The sequence below is a fragment of the Ferruginibacter albus genome, assembly GCF_020042285.1.
Classification (GTDB): domain Bacteria; phylum Bacteroidota; class Bacteroidia; order Chitinophagales; family Chitinophagaceae; genus Ferruginibacter; species Ferruginibacter albus.
This window is the reverse complement of the sequence record NZ_CP083388.1, coordinates 3,469,172-3,486,354: the sequence shown is the minus strand read 5'-3', so window position 1 is coordinate 3,486,354 and position 17,183 is coordinate 3,469,172. Positions and strand designations below refer to the sequence as shown.

Annotated in this window: 13 protein-coding genes; 8 read left to right on the top strand and 5 right to left on the bottom strand. The window is 37.9% G+C overall.

Annotated features, from left to right (window positions below):
* Positions 1-23 precede the first annotated feature (23 nt).
* The 5 genes from K9M53_RS14935 to K9M53_RS14915 all read left to right on the top strand — a co-directional run bounded on the left by K9M53_RS14935 (position 24) and on the right by K9M53_RS14915 (position 8,848).
* Complete coding sequence (locus K9M53_RS14935; protein ID WP_224016433.1) at positions 24-2,960, top strand: SusC/RagA family TonB-linked outer membrane protein; 2,937 nt, start codon at positions 24-26, stop codon at positions 2,958-2,960.
* Positions 2,961-2,978: 18 nt separating this feature from the next.
* Complete coding sequence (locus K9M53_RS14930) at positions 2,979-4,580, top strand: RagB/SusD family nutrient uptake outer membrane protein (RefSeq protein ID WP_224016431.1); 1,602 nt, start codon at positions 2,979-2,981, stop codon at positions 4,578-4,580.
* A 23-nt stretch (positions 4,581-4,603) separates the two neighbouring features.
* Complete coding sequence (locus K9M53_RS14925; RefSeq protein WP_224016429.1) at positions 4,604-5,707, top strand: SusE domain-containing protein; 1,104 nt, start codon at positions 4,604-4,606, stop codon at positions 5,705-5,707.
* Between the two features lie 48 nt (positions 5,708-5,755).
* On the top strand, positions 5,756-7,135 hold the full coding sequence (locus K9M53_RS14920) for an alpha-amylase family glycosyl hydrolase (protein ID WP_224016427.1): 1,380 nt from the start codon (positions 5,756-5,758) through the stop codon (positions 7,133-7,135).
* Between the two features lie 240 nt (positions 7,136-7,375).
* Complete coding sequence (locus tag K9M53_RS14915; protein ID WP_224016425.1) at positions 7,376-8,848, top strand: IPT/TIG domain-containing protein; 1,473 nt, start codon at positions 7,376-7,378, stop codon at positions 8,846-8,848.
* A gap of 61 nt (positions 8,849-8,909) precedes the next feature.
* On the opposite strand, the gene K9M53_RS14910 is transcribed toward K9M53_RS14915, so the two are convergent.
* The 5 genes from K9M53_RS14910 to K9M53_RS14890 form a co-directional block, all read right to left on the bottom strand.
* On the bottom strand, positions 8,910-9,659 hold the full coding sequence (locus K9M53_RS14910) for a glycosyltransferase family 2 protein (protein ID WP_224016423.1): 750 nt from the start codon (positions 9,657-9,659) through the stop codon (positions 8,910-8,912).
* Between the two features lie 30 nt (positions 9,660-9,689).
* A complete protein-coding gene (locus K9M53_RS14905; protein WP_224016421.1) occupies positions 9,690-10,319 on the bottom strand; it encodes a phosphatase PAP2 family protein in 630 nt (209 codons plus the stop codon).
* A gap of 40 nt (positions 10,320-10,359) precedes the next feature.
* Positions 10,360-11,658: a polysaccharide deacetylase family protein gene (locus K9M53_RS14900; protein ID WP_224016419.1), complete on the bottom strand. Its 1,299-nt coding sequence runs from the start codon at positions 11,656-11,658 to the stop codon at positions 10,360-10,362.
* Positions 11,659-11,680: 22 nt separating this feature from the next.
* On the bottom strand, positions 11,681-13,060 hold the full coding sequence (locus K9M53_RS14895; protein WP_224016417.1) for a LutB/LldF family L-lactate oxidation iron-sulfur protein: 1,380 nt from the start codon (positions 13,058-13,060) through the stop codon (positions 11,681-11,683).
* 70 nt (positions 13,061-13,130) lie between these two features.
* Positions 13,131-13,877 (bottom strand): biotin--[acetyl-CoA-carboxylase] ligase, encoded by a 747-nt coding sequence (locus K9M53_RS14890; protein WP_224016415.1) that lies wholly within the window; start codon positions 13,875-13,877, stop codon positions 13,131-13,133.
* A gap of 116 nt (positions 13,878-13,993) precedes the next feature.
* Here K9M53_RS14890 and rsfS point away from each other — a divergent pair, with 116 nt between their 5' ends.
* The 3 genes from rsfS to K9M53_RS14875 all read left to right on the top strand — a co-directional run bounded on the left by rsfS (position 13,994) and on the right by K9M53_RS14875 (position 17,178).
* The gene (gene rsfS, locus K9M53_RS14885) at positions 13,994-14,398 is read left to right on the top strand and encodes a ribosome silencing factor (RefSeq protein ID WP_224016413.1); all 405 of its coding nucleotides are present in this window, start codon (positions 13,994-13,996) and stop codon (positions 14,396-14,398) included.
* Between the two features lie 61 nt (positions 14,399-14,459).
* Entirely contained in the window at positions 14,460-16,547 is a 2,088-nt protein-coding gene (ftsH, locus tag K9M53_RS14880) for an ATP-dependent zinc metalloprotease FtsH (protein ID WP_224016411.1), read from the top strand.
* A 10-nt stretch (positions 16,548-16,557) separates the two neighbouring features.
* Complete coding sequence (locus K9M53_RS14875) at positions 16,558-17,178, top strand: LutC/YkgG family protein (RefSeq protein WP_224016409.1); 621 nt, start codon at positions 16,558-16,560, stop codon at positions 17,176-17,178.
* The last annotated feature ends 5 nt before the right edge of the window (positions 17,179-17,183 follow it).

Sequence of the window (17,183 nt, the reverse complement as noted above, 5' to 3'; positions counted from 1 at the left end):
CTAACCGATTAATTGATTGCTATATGATATTCAGGACTAAGATCTTCCTTTCTTTGATTTTTTGCTTGCAGGTTCTACATGTATCCGCACAGGATATTTCCATAAGCGGGAAAGTAACCGATGACAAAGGGCAACCCCTTGCCAATGTTTCTATTATTATAGTATCCGGCAAAAAAGGAACAAGTACCGACAATAGCGGTAATTTTCAACTTAGGGTAAAAGACGGCACGTCCTTATCCTTTTCATTTGTAGGATATGATGCTGTTACTATGCCTGCACAATTGAATATGCAGGTGACATTGAAGAAAACAGACCTTACACTAACCGATGTGGTAGTAATTGGTTACGGTACTCAAAAGAAAAAAGAAGTAACCGGTGCTATCAGCACGGTAAAGTCAAGTGAATTTCAAAAAGGCGCTATTACTACCCCCGAACAATTAATAGCCGGTAAAGTAGCCGGTGTTACCATTACCAGCAACGGTGGTTCACCGGGAGCAGGAAGTATAATACGCATTAGAGGCGGCGCTTCCTTAAATGCCAGCAACGATCCATTAATAGTAATTGACGGTGTGCCGTTGAGTGGTAATAATATATATGGTACATCTAATTCGCTTAGTTTAATTAACCCGAACGACATAGAATCGTTTACCATATTGAAAGATGCGGCTTCCTGCGCTATCTATGGTTCCCGCGCATCCAACGGTGTAATTATGATCACCACCAAAAAAGGAACCGGCAGAAAACCGGTGATCACCTTTAATACGCAGGTATCCTATTCAACATTGGCAAATAAAGTAGATGTAATGTCTGCAGGGCAGTTTACAGCTTATGTAGATTCTTTTGGAAGTGCCCGCTTTAAAAATCTTTTAGGAAAATCAAATACGGATTGGCAGGATGAGATCTATCATAATGTGATCAGTACAGATAATAATATTAGTATAGCAGGCCGATATAAAAATATTCCTTACAGGATTTCGGCAGGATTTTTAAACCAGAATGGTTTGTTACTGACAGATTATTTGGAAAGAGGTTCCGGAGGAATTTCACTTTCACCGCAATTATTCGATAATCATTTAAAAATTGATATCAACCTTAAAGGAGCTATAAGCAAAGCCCGTTTTGGAAATGGTGCGGCTATTTCTTCTGCTATTTATTTTGATCCCACACAACCGGTACGCACCAATTCACCTTTTGGTAATTATTTTGAATGGTCTGATTTAGACCCGATAACTCAACAGCTTACTTTAAATAAGCTGGCGCCTAAAAACCCTGTAGAGTTATTAAATCTTTATCGCAATATAAGTCATGTACAGCGTAGTTATGGCAATATCCAGTTTGATTATAAATTTCATTTTCTACCTGACTTACATGCTAACTTAAACTTAGGGTATGATGTTGCCAGTGGAAGAGGTAATATAGATGTTCCTGCGTATGCTGCACAAAATTATTTAGATAGCGGTCAGCGAAACAGGTATAGCAACTCTATTGGCAATAAAGTAGGCGAGTTTTATTTGAACTATGTAAAAGACTTAAAGAAGATAAAAAGTAATATCAACCTTATTGCAGGATATGGATACTATAATAATCTTTCAACAAACTATAATTATCCTAATGTAAGATATAATGGAGATACGATCCCAAATACTATTCCCGCTTTTGCTTTTGACAAGCCGGAGAATACATTGATATCGTATTACAGCCGGTTAATTTATACCTATAACGAGAAATATATTTTAGCGGCTTCTATACGCCGGGATGGATCTTCTAAATTTTCACCGGCTAATCGTTGGGGCGTTTTTCCATCTGTGGCATTAACATGGCGTATTAATAACGAAGAATTTTTGAAAAACCAACATACATTATCTGATCTGAAATTGCGGTTAAGCTACGGCGTTACCGGCAACCAGGATGGTATCAACAATTATCCTTACCAGGCAGTTTATTCTTCGCCGGGAGATAGCACATCCTTTGTTCAATTCGGCAATAGTTTTTATGGAATGAGTACGCCTACTGCTTACGATGCCAATATTAAATGGGAGCAAACTACTTCTACAAATATTGGTATTGACTTCGGGTTTCTTAACTCACGCATAACCGGTAGCATTGATTATTATTTTAGAAAAACGAAAGATCTATTGAATCTTGTTCCGTTACCTGCGGGTTCTAATTTTACTACCAGTATTGTAACCAATGTGGGCAATGTAGAAAACAGCGGTGTTGAATTTTCAATCAATGCTGATATTATTCGCAATAAAAAATATAACTGGTCAGTGAGCTTCAATGCATCTTACTATGATAATAAAATAACCAACTTAACAGCCACTAATGATCCATCGTATGCCGGAACAACCATCGATGAAGGGGGGGGAATCAAAATAAATTCGGTTGGTTATAGTGCTCAATCTTTTTATGTATATAAACAAGAGTTTTCCAATGGCAAAGCTATAGAAGGTTTATATGCAGATGCAAATGGCGATGGCGTTTTCAATGACAAAGACTTCTATCATTATAAATCTCCAACACCAACATATGTAATGGGGTTCTCTACTCAGTTTACATATGGCAAATGGACGGCAAGCACAGTATTAAGAGCCAACATTGGCAATTACATGTATAATTATGTTGCTACCGGTGCCACACAAGCCAGCATTTTCAATAGTCTTGGCTTTCTGGCTAATAATCTCACTTCAATAAACAATACATCGTTCTTATATACACAAGCAAAATCTGATTACTATATACAAAATGCATCCTTTTTAAAGATGGATAATTTAGGTATCTCTTATGCATTGGGAAAAATTTTAAAGGACAAAGCCAATGTACAGATCAGTGCGAATTGTCAGAACGTATTTACCATTACAAAATACACAGGACTAGATCCTGAAAAGTTTAATGGTATTGATGATAATTTGTATCCGCGACCAAGAACTTTTGTATTAGGTGTTAATCTTCAATTTTAATTATTAAGAAGCTGTTATATGAAATATAATTTTTTAAATAGTCGGATGATTGCAATTGGATTGACAGTTTTACTGTTTACTTCATGCACCAAAGATCTTGATCTGCAACCAACGAATTCCAACACCGCCGATATTGTATATAGTACACCGGAAGGCTACAAATCGGTATTGGCAAAGGTTTACGGTAGCTATTCTTTAATAAGCAGCACCGGTGTTGGTAATTCCGATGTGCCGTTATCAGCACTTGGTACCGATCAGGCGCCTACCGATTTTATTCGTTCTAATTTTAATTTACAAGAGCTTACTACAGATAACGCTATTTGCGCCTGGAATGATGGACAGTTGCAAAGCCTGCATAACATGAACTGGATAGCGAGCAATGTATTTATCCAGGCATCGTATGCAAGAAGCTTGTATCAAATAACTGTTTGCAATGAATTCATTCGTCAAAGCACTGATGATAAAATTGCTTTGCATGGTTTTTCTGCACAAGATGTAGCAAACATTAAACAATATCGTGCAGAAGCTCGTTTTTTACGTGCATATCAATATTGGGTGTTGATGGACCTGTTCGGCAATCCGCCTTTTGTTACAGAAAAAGATCCTATCGGAAAGTTTATTCCTCCGCAAATTCAACGGGCTGACCTGTTTAATTACATTGAAAAGGAATTAACTGAAATTGATGCAGAGTTAGTTCCTGCCCGTCAAAATGAATATGGCAGAGCCGATCAGGCTGCAGCATGGGCATTGTTGGCACGCATCTACATCAATGCAAAAATTTACACCGGAACTGATAGAAGCACTGATGCAATTACGTATGCTAAAAAAGTAATTGATGCAGGCTACTCATTAAAACCTGTTTACAAAACATTATTCATGAGTGATAATAATGTGAACAATCCTGAAATTATCTTGCCTATTACTTACGACGCAATGAGTTCTCAGAACTATGGTGGTACTACTTTTTTAATTTGCTCATCTAATAACAATGATGCTCCGTCAAGCGCTGCAAAAGGCATTCCCGGCGGAGGATGGCTGGGCAACAGAAGTACTAAAAATCTTCCGTTGGCATTTGGTGATTACTCCGGCTTAAATGATAAGCGTGCATTGTTTGGCAGCGGTAGCCTGGATGTAAATGACGAACTGGATTTTACACAAGGGCTTATCATCAATAAGTTTTCTAATCTTACTTCAACAGGTAATACGCCACAATCGCCAAATGGTGTTTTATGCAGTACAGATTTTCCAATTTTCAGATTGGCAGAAATGTACCTGATATATGCTGAGGCAGTTTTACGCAATGGTTCTGGAGGTACAATGGATCAGGCTTTGGAATACATGAACGATTTGCGTGAACGTGCATATGGAAATTCAACAAATGGATTTACAACTATAACATTGGACGATGTTTTAAATGAACGTCAAAGAGAATTGTATTGGGAATGTTGCCGTCGAACGGATCTGATCCGTTTTGGAAAATTTACAAGCAGCGGTTATTTATGGCCATGGAAAGGAGGCGTACAAACAGGTGCTGGAGTAGATGATCATTTAAATCTTTTCCCGATACCGTCTGCTGATATCATCGCTAATCCAAATCTTAAACAAAACAACGGGTATTAATTTTTTATTTTAAACTGATTATGATGCATAAGTTTTTAAAGATAACTGCTTTATTGTGTAGTGTATATTTTGGGCTTTTATCATGCAATAAAGAAGGAGAACAATTTAACGTGCAACAAGGAAGTTTTGCCGATGGTGCATTGTCTGCAACGCAAACAACTGTTGTATTGTCTGCAGCGAATGATAGCGATACGGTGCTTACATTAAATTGTATCCGGGCAGATTATGGAAAACAACCTGCAGTGACCTATACCTTGCAAATGGATCTTGCAAAAGATACAAGTAACAAATGGCAAAAGGCTGTCAGTTATTCATTGGATGCTACTACCATGCAGTACAATTTTTTGGGAATGGATCTGAATGCTGCATTGAAAAAATTAGGCGCTCCTGCAAATACGGAATCACCGATCGCATTTAGGATAATAGCTGAAGTAAGAACGAATAATAATAGTGCGACGGATTTGGGAACAGTTTATACGAATACACTTGTAATAAACGCAACGCCTTATGTTACTGTGAGCAATTCGGTTTTATATGTGCCCGGAGGCTATCAAAATTGGGATCCGGCTACAGCACCCACTATTGCAGAAGTTGCAGGCTTACCGGGAAAGTATGAAGGCTATATTTATATAACAGGTGCGGATAAATTTTTTAAATATACAGATGCTCCTGATTGGAATCACACCAACTATGGGGCTGCGCCTAATAATACATTTAGTACTGACGGTAATGCCGCCGGGCTTTCAGTACCAGAGGAAGGTTATTATGAAGTAACTGCAGATCTGGGACTTAATACATGGACCGCTACAAAAACTACCTGGTCAATTATTGGTGATGCCTCACCGGGTAACTGGACTGTAGACACGGATATGAGCTACGATCCTGCAAACCAGGTTTGGACCTCAACCTTATTTATGAAACAAGGCGGTTCCTTTAAGTTCAGAGCCAATCATGACTGGAAAATAGATTTTGGAATAGATGGAAGCAATAATATGGTGTATGTTGACAATCCTTTTTTGCCGTACAATCCCCAAAACAATATGACAGTACCTGCAGATGGAACATATACTATAACCCTTGATCTGCATGTTTCTCAAAAATATAAGTACACGATAGTTAAAAATTAAACAGCATCATTATAAAGTTGTATAAACCTAATTTTTTAAATGCCTGATATGAAAAAGTTGATTGTTGGTTCATTGTTTTCGTTGTTATTGATCTCTTGTCATAAAGATGATTTTGAACCTTTCACTTATGTTGAGTTGCCGCCAACAACAGATACAAGCGCTCAATACGGTACGCCATTTGCACAAGTGCCTGATGCAAAAGATGCTATTATTTACGAAGTAAATATTCGTGCTTTTAATGGGGGAACATTGCAGGGAGTTAAAAACCGTTTGGATTCTATAAAAGACTTAGGCGTTAATGTTATTTATTTAATGCCGGTATACCCTGTTGGTGTTGATCGTTCTGTGAACTCACCTTATTGCGTAAAAGATTATATAAGCGTTGCTACGCAAATGGGTACGTTGGATGATCTGCGTGCGGTAATAGATGGAGCACATCAACGCGGCATGGCAGTAATAATGGATTGGGTGGCTGATCATACCAGTTGGGATAATCCATGGATCGTCAATAAAGCATGGTATAAACAAGATGGCAGCGGTAATATAATTTCTCCGCCAAACACCGGCTGGACCGATGTTGCACAATTGAACTACGATAATTCTGATATGCGCAACTCGATGATACGTGCTATGAAGTATTGGATATATACAGCAAATATTGATGGCTATCGTTGCGATGCGGCAGATTTTATTCCGGCAGATTTTTGGGCACAAGCTATTGATACGTTGCGGAGCATTAATACCCATAAACTATTGATGTTGGCAGAAGGTACACGCAGCGATCATTTTACATCCGGCTTTCAGCTTAAATACGGAATGCAGTTTTATTCCACACTTAAAGACAATATATTCGGGTCGAACAGTTCGGTTAAAACATTGGATGCTGTTAATACAAATGAATATGCAGGCGCTTCGGGTGTAACACAGCAGGTAATGCGTTACACTACTAATCATGATGACGACTTATTGGATGGAACACCCGATGAATTATTTGGTGGAACAGATGGTGCCTTTGCATCTTTTGTAGTTGCTTGTTGTATGAAGGGTACGCCAATGATCTATAATGGACAGGAAGTAGATTACAATACAAGACTCGATTATTTTAATACAGGAACGCCGATCGATTGGACACCTAAGCCTGCTATAACAAGTTTGTACAAAAAACTAATTGCATTTAGAAAAAGCAGTGATGCTATTAAGAGCGGCGATCTGACTTCGTATAGCAGCACGGATGTTTGCGCATTTAAAAAAGTATCTGGAGCGCAACAGGCTGTAGTGTTGGTTAATTTACGTAACACAACTGTTAACTATCCTTTGCCTGCTGATTTGATCGGTACTACATGGAATGATGTAATGAATAACGGACAACTTAGTTTTTCAACATCTATTTCATTGCCGCCGTATTCATACTATATTTTAAAAAATTAGGAATATATTAAGAGTAAAACAGAACAAGTTCACAACGATGACGCTATAGAAAACAAGAGTCGGTATCAAAACACACAGAAAATATTTTTTAAATTCTACCTTATAAAAATAAAGTTTGGCAAACATAGCTCGTGAATAATTTAAATAAGAAATTATGATGTAGTTTGAGTGCTGTAACGATTGTATCCTTAATAAACCTAAAACTTTCAAAACTTTTTTATTATTTAAAAATCAATCAAAATGAAAAAAATCTTGCTTGCTGGTTTAAGTGTATTTTTTATGGCGGTGTTTGCCATGGTTTCGTGTAGTAAGAGCGACAGTCCTTCTGCGCCTGCTCCAACTGTTACAACAATATCCCCATCATCTGCCAGCGTGGGACAAACGATTACTATTACAGGTACTAACCTTAGCAGTGCCACAGTTACCATTGGTGGTAAAAGCGCTACGGTGTCAAGCCCTAGTGCAACGAGCATTGTGGTAACAATTCCTTCGGGAGTTGCAACGGGCGCTCAAACTGTTGTAGTTACTACAAGTGGCGGCTCGGTTTCAAAAACGGTTACAATTGTTGATGCTACTCCAACGACGCCTACTATTGCGGCTATTGCGCCAACATCGGTAAGTGCTGGTGGAACGATTACTATTACAGGTACAAATCTTAGCGGCGCTACAGTTACCATTGGTGGTAAAACTGCTACAGTAACTTCAACAAGCGCTACAAGCCTTACCGTAACAGTGCCTTCTGATCTTACAACGGGCGCTCAAACTGTTATAGTTACAACAGGTGCCGGTTCTGTTTCTAATACGCTTACGATTGCAGCGCCTTTGCCTGCAAGTTCTAATGATGTTGCTTCAGACAGGTTAGCGGCTTATTGGCCATTCCGTACTGATAGTAAAGAAACTGTATCTAGCACTTCTGCCGAAAAAACCGGGGGAACAGTAACTTATGGTGGAAGCGGCGGTCCTTTCGGGGCTTATGCTAATTTTTCTACCGGTTATTTAATATATCCAACCATTTCAAATCTAAATCAGCAAAACTCTTTAGATCAATACTCTATTAGCATGTGGGTTAAAATTGCTAATAGTAATGCAACAACTTATCCGGCAACCGGCGGAAGATATACTTCCCTGTTTGGTGTTGCAAGTCTTCAGGTTGGGGGGCAATATGGACCTTATCAACTTACATTGCATACCAACGATAATCCGGCTACAGATGTATTTGAGTTTGGTAGTGTGATCAGACAAATTGATGGACGTAATATTCAATATGGCGATTATCAGGGATTGAGTACAGATCATTTAGATGATTCAAGTCGTTTTTCTGCAACTGTGGCAGGCGCAGGAGACGGTTCTAAATGGATACATGTAGTACAAACATTTTTTGGCTATACTCCTAATCCAAGACCAATGTCTACTTACGTTAATGGAGTAAAATTAGACGATCATCTATATTACAATCTTATAGCCTCCGGCGAAAATATTGATACAAAGCCAGGTGCCGGCGATGTTAAGGTTACTTTTGGAACCTTCCATTTCTCGGATGATTTTGGAGCAAGCTCACCTTGGGGTGGTCCTACCGGAACCCCTGATGCAGCCTCGTCCATTTATTGGGCACATGGAATTACAGCAGGTATGAGTGATGTTAGATTTTTCAAAGCACCTCTTAGCGATGAGGAAGTTGGTCAGTTATACCAGTTAGGGTTACAAGGAAAATAAATTTAGTTTTTAGTAAGAAAAAAGGCTATCTCAATATGGGATAGCCTTTTCTTATTAGTTATTAGTTGTTGACTTTATACATTTCTCTTTTTAGAACCTTCCATTTACATAAGCGATGTACCACCGATGTGCGTAATACACCCAGTCCATATTTTATACTTCTGCTAAAATTAATGCTCGATGCTTCTTCAAAATATTTAGTAGGACAGGTTATCTCGGCAATTTCGTAACCTGCGTACATGATTTGCGACAACATTTCATTGTCAAAAACAAAATCGTCTGAGTTGGCTTCATAATTGATCCGCTTTAATACTTCTGCCGAAAATGCACGATAACCGGTATGATACTCTGAAAGTTTTTGCCACAACAGCAAATTTTGAAATAAGGTTAATAGCCGGTTGGAAACATATTTATACAAAGGCATTCCGCCATTTAAAGCGCCATTGCCCAGGATGCGGGAGCCTAGCACTACCGGGTAAACGCCGTTGGCAATCAGGTAAGCCATTGAGTGTATCAGCTTGGGAGTATATTGGTAGTCGGGATGCAGCATGATAACAATATCAGCACCCAATTCCAATGCTTTGTTGTAACAGGTTTTTTGATTACCGCCATAGCCTCGATTTTGTTCGTGCTTTATTATATGCTGAATGCCTAACTGACGCCCGACTATAACAGTTTCGTCTTTACTGTTGTCATCTACCAATACTACTTCATCAACAATATCAAAAGGGATTTCTGCATACGTTTGTTGTAACGTAAGTGCTGCATTATAAGCAGGTAATACAATAACGATTTTTTTTCCAAGGATCATAATAGTAAAACAAGTGCGCAAACCTACGAATTATTGCAGGTTTTGCCGCTTTATATAAAACCTGTTTAATGTAAGTTGATGGATCAACAAAGCTGTTAAAACACCCACCATTGAGCCGCCTAAAGTATCTACGGGAAAATGATCTCCCACATACACTCTTGAATAAGCAATGCTGATAGCGAATAGTAAAAACAACAATCCCCACCATTTGTTTTTTATGTTGATAGCCAATATGGTTGCCAATGCAAATGCAGAGGTAGCGTGACCTGAAGGGAAACTGTTATTGCCGGCTAATTGTATGGTATCGATCAATGAGTAAGAAATGTGTTCTTGCAGCAATAAAGCTTTTGGACGTAGCATAGTGTAGCTGTGTTTTATTATCTGTACTATTGCTCCCGACAATAAAAACGATAATAAGATCTGTATGGCAATAGAGCGGTTTTTAAAAAGAAAAAACAAAAGAACCAATGCTAAAGAAAAAACTCCATCGCCGGCATTGGTATAAATATTTAAAAAAGCAGTTAACGGTTTACAATGAAAGTTGTTTAGTAATAAAAATCCATCCACCTTGTTGTAAGCAGTTATAAAAACAACCACACACAGTACAAATACAATATAACCGGTAAAAAAAATACAGTTATCTGCAATTGTTTTTTTCATTCGTTAAACTATGATTTTAATTTAGATCGATGAATATGATTTACAAAGTAGCTAAGAATTTTTCATACGCTTCTGCCCAGCCTTTGTATGTTTTTTCGCTGCTTATCATATGGTTGTGCCATAATGTTACCATGGTGCCGCCAACCTGTTTGCAAATATTGGCATAATAAACCATTTCAGTAAATGCTTCTTCGGCAGAAACTTTTTGCTCAAATAAGGAGTTGGCTTCCATATAACAAAAAGGATGAACTCTTAAGGCTGTTTGTTTTTCATTTTTAAGATCGTACCAATAAAAGGAGTTAGCTATAGAAGCCCTGAATCCATTGACTGTGGCGTATGCCATGGAATGATCGCTTAGCATATTGATGTCAAGTAACTTATAATATCCTTCAGGAATATTAAAGCGCAGGTAATGACGCCGACATTCTTTGATCTCTTTTCCGGACACCTCTTGCAAAAAGCTGATTTCTTTTTTTAGTAAAGAAAGATCATCGCCGCTTTGCCAGGAAGGATGAATGCCGATGGGATATTTTTTTGCATGATCAGCTATCAACTGCTTCATTATTTTGGTATGAGGCAACGTGTTTTTATCGTAGAGATAATTTTTTTCGGCAACCAGAAAAAAATAAAGAGGACTTAAGTTATATTTTTTATGCAGCTTATCCAGCCATTCAAATGTATCGTAAGGATCTTTTTTTATACCTGCTAAAACAGCTATCCTTTCGCTAAATGCCGAAAATTTAAAGGTGAAAAATGACCGTACTGATCCTCCGATATTTTTTAATAATCCTTTGCCTTTGTAAGCATAAGCTATATCAATATCATAAGTAGGAATAAACGTAAAAGGGGAAAATTGAAACGAGAAAAGTGAAAATTTAGATCTTAAGTTTTTTGCAAAATCTTGTACCCAGATATTGATCAACGGCAGCTTTAAAAATTCTTCTTTATAAGCTAATGAAGATTCATGAGAGTATCTTCCATACATATCTTTTTCATGAGGCAGGTATTCTTCGTATCGACTCAATAAATAAAAAGATGCGGCAAAAATATCGAACGAAAAATTACCGATTGTTTTAAAAAAAGCTTTATAGCTATTGGTTTCAAAACATTCAATTGGTTGCTCTTTAATATCAGTTTCAAACAATAAGGCAGCAGGTATAAGAGTAAAGGAGGAAGACGAAAATTCCCGGTTGCTATAATTTATTTTAACGCCGGTATTGTTTTCAAATTCGATAGTATCCGTTGTAATGGCAACATCGGTATTCAGCAATTCTTTAAAAATAAAATTGCAGATGTATTGCAGGCGTGATGTTGATGATGAGGAATATAGTAATACCATTAGTTGGTTTAGCTGAATAAGATCATTTTACATTAAACCTTTCTTTCCACAATTGATTGAAGGTTTTGCCGCTGAAATGCAGATCACTTCTGTGTTTCTTCCATCCTTTAAATAATCCGTTCACTACTTTATTTTTAATATTACCGTTGCCTATGTTCATCATTCCTCTTTTAAGACTTGCTATTTTCCATAATTTCCACGCAGTATTTTCACTGAAGCTCGTAAAGCCTTCTTCCACCGATTCGTGGCGATTTTCTAACAATAACTCATGCAGGTTTATTTTAACTGCACACACTTCGGTACAGTTACCGCATAAGGAAGAGGCATAACTTAAATGCTTATAATCATCTATTCCTTTTAAATGAGGTGTAATAACACTGCCGATCGGTCCGCTGTAGGTAACACCATATGCATGTCCACCAATATTTTTATAGACAGGGCAGGCATTTAAACAGGCGCCGCAACGTATGCAATACAAGCTTTCTCTTTGTTTAGGATTTTGTAAGATGTTGGTTCTTCCGTTATCTAACAATATCACATACATTTCTTCCGGCCCGTCAGTTTCATTTTCCTGTTTTGGTCCTGTAACAATGGTATTGTAAACAGTAACTTTTTGCCCGGTGCCAAAAGTAGAAAGCAATGGCCAAAACAATCCGAGATCAGTAACAGAAGGGATCATTTTTTCAATACCCACAATTACAATATGCGTTTTAGGAAAAGCGCAACTTAATCTTGCATTGCCTTCATTTTCGGTAACGGCAATACCACCAATATCACTGATGATAAAATTAGCGCCGGTTACACCAACTTCCGCTCTTGTATATTTTTCACGCAATATCTTTCGGGCAACTAATGTTAATTGTTCGGGTGTTAGTTTTGGATCGGTGCCTAATTTATTGGCAAAAAGCTTGGCAATATCTTCCTTGCTTTTATGCATGGCAGGAGTAACAATATGATAAGGCGGTTCTCCATCTAACTGTTGTATGTATTCTCCAAGGTCTGTTTCTATACTTTCAATTCCATTTTGTTGCAAGGCATCGTTCAAGTGAATTTCTTCCGTAACCATGCTTTTGCTTTTCACTACTGTCTTACAATTTTTTTCTTTGCAAATAGTGAGAATCTCTTCGATGGCTTGTTCTGCAGTTTCGGCCCAGATCACTTTGCCGCCGCGTTTGGAAAAATTAAGCTCAAAATCTTCCAGTTGTTTATCTAATGTTTCTATAGCACGCCACTTAATATTTTTGGCTCTTTCTCTTGCTAAATGCAGATCAGCGAACTGCGCTTTTCCGTTAGGAACGGCAGCATTGTATTTACCAATATTAAAATTGATCTTGCGTCGATGCTCCAGATCGGCGGCTTTTATAGTGCTTTTTGCTGTAAAGGAATCGGCGGCTTCTGTCATAATGGTGTGCTATAACAAAATTACGTAGGGAAACTTAATTATATCTAAGATTATAAAATTACCTATGCGCTTACACATTTATTATCCATTCCACTTCCCCAAAGGTAAAATGTCTTTCCAGGGTGTCTTTCGTATGTAGTTCTCCGTTAGCAGATACAGATTTTATAACAGTAGAAAAAACGGCATTGTTCTTTTTTAAACGTACCGGTTCGTTTAATTTATAGAGGTGCTCATTATATTCTGTCAAGATACTTTTATAGTTGGCAGCATTCAGCTCATCAATTCTTTTCATAACAGCTTTATGCAGTTCTTTCGCCATTATTTCTATATCAAAATCTTTTCCTGTTATTTGTTTTAAAGAAACGGGGTTTTTCAGCTCTTTAGAAAATCTTGACTGGTTGATGTTGATGCCGATCCCTGCTATAGACCATTTCCAGCTTTTATCACGAGTGATGTTCTCAATTAAAATACCGCCTGCCTTCCTGTTTTGCCAGTATATATCGTTTGCCCATTTAATGCTTGTTTCATCACCCGCATATTTTGAAAAAAGATCGTAGCAGCCCAATGCTACACTAGCTGACAGATAAAACTGGTTATTTAATTTTAATTTTCCCGGGTCAATAACCACACTTAAAGCAATATTTTGAGAATGGCCGGTATGCCAGCTTTTCCCTCTTTGTCCCCTTCCGGCAGTTTGCTTATGTGCAAAACAGGCAAACCCGTGCTTGGCCAATCCTGCATGCACCTGTGCCATAGCATAATTATTTGTGCTGTCAACGCTGCTTAAGATGGTTATGGGGTATCTGTGTAAAGGCATTAGGCGATTGAATAAAGAAGTAGTATTTTTGGGTTTAATTGCAAGCTAAGGTCTGTCAATTAAAAAACAAAACAGAGTTAATGATATTTGTTATCTGTAATCTAAATTTTTAGCATTTGAATAAACTGACATTATTGGATTCACGAAAAAAAAGCAGTGTTACCCGCTTAACCCGTAACAGCAAGATCATAAAAACCATCATACATGCCATACAGGAGAAAAAGGGACAAAACATTATAAGCCTTGACCTCCGTAAGATCCCCGAAGCTGTTGCTGATTTTTTTATCATTTGCGAAGCTGATAACAATATTCAATTAAAAGCAATTGCTGATTCAGTTGAAGCAGAAGTAAAAAGCAAATGTCTTGAGATTCCATACAAACACGAAGGCAGGCAAGCATTGCAGTGGATCTTGATAGATTACGTGAATGTGGTAGTACACGTAATGCTTCCCGAACCAAGAAAATTTTATCAGCTGGAAGAAATGTGGAGCGATGCCCCGATGATGGAACACAAGAGTTAAAATATATTCAATCGATATACGTCTGCTAAACTATATAAAAACAAATTTGTAATAAGAACTTATGGCAACAGAGAATAAACCTAACCTCGGAAGAAAATTTGGACCCAATCTTCCGGGAGATGAAAACCAGGCAAAAAATAACAAACCCCGTTTTAATATCTATTGGATATATGCTATTGCGTTTGCTGCATTAATAGCTTACCAGGTGTTTAGAGATACAAGCGGAAGCAGCGTAGAAACCAACCTTCAGGCATTTAAGCAAATGTTGATACAAGGTGATGTGGATGCCTACAAAGTGATCACCAATGGTAATATAAAGTATGTTAGAGTGTCTGTAAAAAAAGACAGCTTAAATAACAAACCAGCTTTTTACAAAACTATTTTGGCTACCAACAGAGATGGTCATAACAATGATTATGAGAACGCTAAAAAAGCCCAGGCACCTCAATTTGTTTTTAATATTTCAGACATATTAGGGTTTAATAATGATATGTCTGATTTTATCAAGGCACATCCTACTGCAGCCAATGTTGTTTCAGATGCGGGAGAAGAGGGCGATATCGTCCATTCTATCATTTTGAATTTGCTCCCCTTCCTGTTAATTGGCTTACTATTTATATTGATGATGCGAAAGGTTGGCGGACCAAGTGGTGGCGGCGGACCCGGCGGTATTTTCAATATCGGAAAATCAAAAGCTACTTTATTTGATAAAACCACCCGTGTGAACATCAACTTTGGAGATGTTGCCGGTTTGGATGAGGCAAAGGTGGAAGTAATGGAAATCGTTGACTTCCTTAAAAATCCCAAAAAATATACAGCACTTGGAGGTAAAATTCCAAAAGGTGCTTTATTGATCGGACCTCCCGGAACCGGTAAAACCTTATTGGCAAAAGCCGTTGCGGGTGAAGCTCAGGTTCCTTTCTTTAGTTTAAGCGGTAGTGATTTTGTGGAAATGTTTGTGGGCGTTGGTGCTAGTCGTGTTCGTGATCTGTTTAAACAAGCAAGAGAAAAAGCTCCTTGTATCATTTTCATTGATGAAATCGATGCAATTGGTAGAGCACGTGGCAAGAACATGATGATGAGTAATGATGAAAGAGAAAACACCTTGAATCAACTACTTGTTGAAATGGATGGTTTTGGAACTGATTTAGGGATTATCATTTTAGCTGCTACCAACCGTCCTGATGTTTTAGACAGTGCGTTGCTACGCCCCGGAAGATTTGATAGACAAATATCTATCGATCGTCCTGATCTGAAAGGCAGGGAAGCAATTTTTAAAGTACACTTAGGACCAATAAAAATTTCTCAGACATTAGATATTCATAAACTGGCAGAACAAACACCTGGTTTTGCGGGCGCTGATATTGCAAACGTATGTAACGAAGCAGCATTGATAGCAGCACGCAAGAATAAAGAAGCGGTTGATATGGCTGATTTCCAGGATGCGATCGACAGGGTGATCGGTGGTTTGGAAAAGAAGAACAAGATTATATCTCCGGAAGAAAAAGAGATCATTGCTTATCACGAAGCAGGTCATGCCATCTGCGGATGGTTCCTCGAACATGCGTACCCGTTATTAAAAGTTACCATTGTGCCAAGAGGTACAGCTGCGTTAGGTTATGCGCAATACACACCCAAAGAACAATACTTGTACAATACGGATCAATTGATGGATCAGATTTGTATGACACTAGGGGGAAGAGCTGCAGAAGACATTTTCTTTGGAAAGATAAGCACAGGAGCCAGCAACGATTTGCAACAAATTACCAAGATCGCTTATGGTATGATCACCATGTATGGTATGAATAGTAAAGTAGGCAATATAAGTTTCTACGATCCACAGCAGGAAAATTATTTTACCAAACCATATAGTGAAGAAACCGGTAAAATGATCGATGAAGAAGTACGTAAATTGATCGAGAGTGCTTATCAGCAAACAAAAAAATTATTAACAGACAAAAAATCGGAAGTAGAAACATTAGCTAAGGAATTATTAAAAAAAGAAGTATTATTCCAAAGTGATGTGGAAGCATTGATCGGTAAACGTCCGTTTGGAGAAAAGAAATTATTGGACATTGATATGAAGGATGGCATCACTGAAGCACCACCGGAAAAAACCATTTTTGATGATGATAAAAGTCCTTTGTAAAATATAAAGCATGACAGTTTCTCCTGCTAAAGAAAATATTTTAAAAAAAATAAGAAAGGCGCTGAGTAACCCGGCGCCTTTACCTTTTATAGATAGCGAAGGGAATAATTCTGTTTTTCAACCTGCAGCAGATGAACTGGAAATTACATTTGCGCAGGAGTTTACCAAGCTGCAAGGAAGATTTGCTTTTTGCATAGATGAAAAAGATATGCAGGAACAGCTGCAACAATTAATTGCTGAAAAACAATGGACAAAAATCTACTGCAACGAGGATAAATGGAACGATGCCTTCAGTAATACCATTAACCTGGAAAGCAGTGATGCTGCTGTTACCGGTTGTGAATTTTTAGTTGCAAGAACAGGTTCTATTGTAATGAGTGCAGCACAACAAAGCGGAAGAACAACCAGTGTTTATGCGCCTGTACATATTTGCATTGCATATACTGATCAGTTAGTGTACGATATTAAAGAAGCATTGCAATTATTGAAAGAAAAATATCAAAACAATATTCCTTCATTAATAACTTTTGCAACCGGGCCAAGCCGAACTGCTGATATTGAAAAAACATTGGTAGTTGGCGTACACGGGCCAAAAGAGGTTTATTTGTTTTTGATAGATAAATCTTCATAAATATT

What these genes read in the sequence shown, in the direction of transcription:
- K9M53_RS14935 (WP_224016433.1), top strand. Translation starts at nt 24, where the DNA reads ATGATATTCAGGACTAAGATCTTCCTTTCTTTGATTTTTTGCTTGCAG.
- K9M53_RS14930 (WP_224016431.1), top strand. Translation starts at nt 2,979, where the DNA reads ATGAAATATAATTTTTTAAATAGTCGGATGATTGCAATTGGATTGACA.
- K9M53_RS14925 (WP_224016429.1), top strand. Translation starts at nt 4,604, where the DNA reads ATGCATAAGTTTTTAAAGATAACTGCTTTATTGTGTAGTGTATATTTT.
- K9M53_RS14920 (WP_224016427.1), top strand. Translation starts at nt 5,756, where the DNA reads ATGAAAAAGTTGATTGTTGGTTCATTGTTTTCGTTGTTATTGATCTCT.
- K9M53_RS14915 (WP_224016425.1), top strand. Translation starts at nt 7,376, where the DNA reads ATGAAAAAAATCTTGCTTGCTGGTTTAAGTGTATTTTTTATGGCGGTG.
- K9M53_RS14910 (WP_224016423.1), bottom strand. Translation starts at nt 9,659, where the DNA reads ATGATCCTTGGAAAAAAAATCGTTATTGTATTACCTGCTTATAATGCA.
- K9M53_RS14905 (WP_224016421.1), bottom strand. Translation starts at nt 10,319, where the DNA reads ATGAAAAAAACAATTGCAGATAACTGTATTTTTTTTACCGGTTATATT.
- K9M53_RS14900 (WP_224016419.1), bottom strand. Translation starts at nt 11,658, where the DNA reads ATGGTATTACTATATTCCTCATCATCAACATCACGCCTGCAATACATC.
- K9M53_RS14895 (WP_224016417.1), bottom strand. Translation starts at nt 13,060, where the DNA reads ATGACAGAAGCCGCCGATTCCTTTACAGCAAAAAGCACTATAAAAGCC.
- K9M53_RS14890 (WP_224016415.1), bottom strand. Translation starts at nt 13,877, where the DNA reads ATGCCTTTACACAGATACCCCATAACCATCTTAAGCAGCGTTGACAGC.
- ftsH (WP_224016411.1), top strand. Translation starts at nt 14,460, where the DNA reads ATGGCAACAGAGAATAAACCTAACCTCGGAAGAAAATTTGGACCCAAT.
- K9M53_RS14875 (WP_224016409.1), top strand. Translation starts at nt 16,558, where the DNA reads ATGACAGTTTCTCCTGCTAAAGAAAATATTTTAAAAAAAATAAGAAAG.